The sequence below is a fragment of the Maribacter sp. 4U21 genome, from assembly GCF_002742365.1.
GTDB lineage: Bacteria > Bacteroidota > Bacteroidia > Flavobacteriales > Flavobacteriaceae > Maribacter.
On sequence record NZ_MDGN01000073.1, the window covers coordinates 1 to 1,906 of the forward strand.

The 1,906-nt window shown below is 41.9% G+C and carries 3 protein-coding genes; 1 reads left to right on the plus strand and 2 read right to left on the minus strand.

The genetic code is table 11. The annotated features are described in order from the left end of the window. Positions 1-1,034: transposase (locus BFP77_RS14955; RefSeq protein WP_143751923.1), on the plus strand; the 1,034-nt coding region annotated here is incomplete at its 5' end. Positions 1,035-1,089: 55 nt separating this feature from the next. Here BFP77_RS14955 and BFP77_RS14960 read toward each other — a convergent pair. Both BFP77_RS14960 and BFP77_RS14965 read right to left on the minus strand, forming a co-directional pair. Then, positions 1,090-1,569, minus strand: coding sequence for a hypothetical protein (locus BFP77_RS14960; RefSeq protein ID WP_099574859.1), 480 nt, complete (start codon positions 1,567-1,569; stop codon positions 1,090-1,092). A 3-nt stretch (positions 1,570-1,572) separates the two neighbouring features. Next, positions 1,573-1,824, minus strand: coding sequence for a redox-active disulfide protein 2 (locus tag BFP77_RS14965; protein WP_099574860.1), 252 nt, complete (start codon positions 1,822-1,824; stop codon positions 1,573-1,575). Positions 1,825-1,906: the final 82 nt, after the last annotated feature.

Genomic DNA, 1,906 nt, shown 5'->3' on the forward strand with positions numbered 1-1,906 from the left:
ACAGAGAAGTTCCCCACCGTAAATCCAAGAACGATAAATCGGATGAAGGTCAACGGGGTATTACTGCGAGCAAGAGGGAACTTGACGCGATAAAGGGCCGTAACAAGAGATGGGCCAAGGACCAGGACCAACGGCCGGGTGCCGGTAACAAAGGAGCGAAGTACACGAGCAACAAGACACATTATAGCCCTACGGACCCCGATGCCAGGATCAGTGTAAAGCCCGGCAAGGCCCGGAAGCTGAACTATCTCTCGCAACTGAGCGTGGATACGGCACATCATGTGATCACCGACATCAGGGCCTACCATGCGGATGGGAAGGATAACCAACAGTTGCCGGATATCGTCGATAGACTTAAGAAACGGTTGTGGAAGCAAGGCCTTGTATGGGAGAACTGCGTGGCCGATACCGGTTACAGTAGCGGGGAGAACTACAGTTTTTTGGAAGAAAGGAACCTTAAAAGTTTCATTCCCCCGCACGGCACCTACAAGGGCGGCCCCGATGGCTTCGAGTACATCGAGGAACACGACCATTACCTTTGCCCACGGGACAAGGTGATACCTTTCAGGAAAGTGTTCCTGGACAGCCGCACCAAGACCAAAAAGAAAGCGTACCGTGCATCGAGCAAGATCTGCAAGGGCTGTGCGCTCAGGTCTGCGTGTCTGGGAAAAGTGAACGAAAAACAGTTCTCGGTCACCTACTATCGCGAAGAATACGAACGCAACATCCAAAGGGTGGAGAGTCCACAGGGCCGTTACATGAAGGGCAAACGGCAGAGTACGGTGGAACCCGTCTTCGGCACGCTCACACAGTTCATGGGGCTGAGGAAGGTAAACACCATCGGCCTTGCACAGGCCAACAAGGTGATGCACCTATCGGCCATCGCATACAACCTGAAAAAGTACCTGAAATTCGAACGAAAACGGGTAAAAAGCGAGGCGGGACAGCTTGCTTTGAAGGCATTGGCCAAAAGTGTGCTCCAAAACCTGTTTCAAGCTTCCGTGACGCATCGGAATTTGGACTTCCGTTTCTGAGCCGACAAGAAAAAAGCCCCTTAAAGGGACTTGTATTCAATCTGTATTTTGAAAATCACAAGCTTGTGCAACGGTTACCATTGTTGTAACCAGTATTTTTGTCTTTCCTATGATGTTCAAACATTTCAATTGCAGTTTTCAACATTCCTATCATTCCAATTCCAAGAACCGTAAATCCAAGAGATAATTCGGACAACATATTATCACTTTCATTAAAAAATCCGTAAAGTCCATAAATAATTAGGAATAAACACAATGCACATAGATAAATCAATGCTATTTTGCCTTTTCTTGGACTTTCCCAAATTCTCTTCGAAAATTTATTTTGTGTTTTGGTAGTATCTTGTAGTGTCGAAAAACTAATTGCAAGTCCCATAAAAACAAGCATTAAATTCAAGTCTTTAAAAATCAAATTAGGGTTTTCTTTAATTTGTTCAATTCCATTAAAATAAGGACTTAAAACAAAATATATTGCAATCAACATCAATGGATATTGAATATAACTTATGTAGTGAAAAACTGTTTTAAAACTCATTAACTACTTTTTGTTTCTAAATTCTAATTCTGATTTTATTTTTTTCATATTACTGAACTGTGATGGAAGAATTGCACTCAACGCAATTGGAACAACAATCATAGAGATGAAAACTCTATTGTTTTCCTTTGTTAATAACCCAAAAATGCAAATAATAAAAAGAACCAATAAAATTCCAGTCAAAATTCCAGTTGACATTTTGAGTAATTTTAATTCACTTTCTAATTTTTCTGTTGTTTTTTCTTTAAATTTCATTTTCTCGTTTTGCTTGGCAATATTGGTTACAACGGTATCGGCTATGAGTAGTTGCGTGGGTTAGCACTTAACTTAGCAAGTA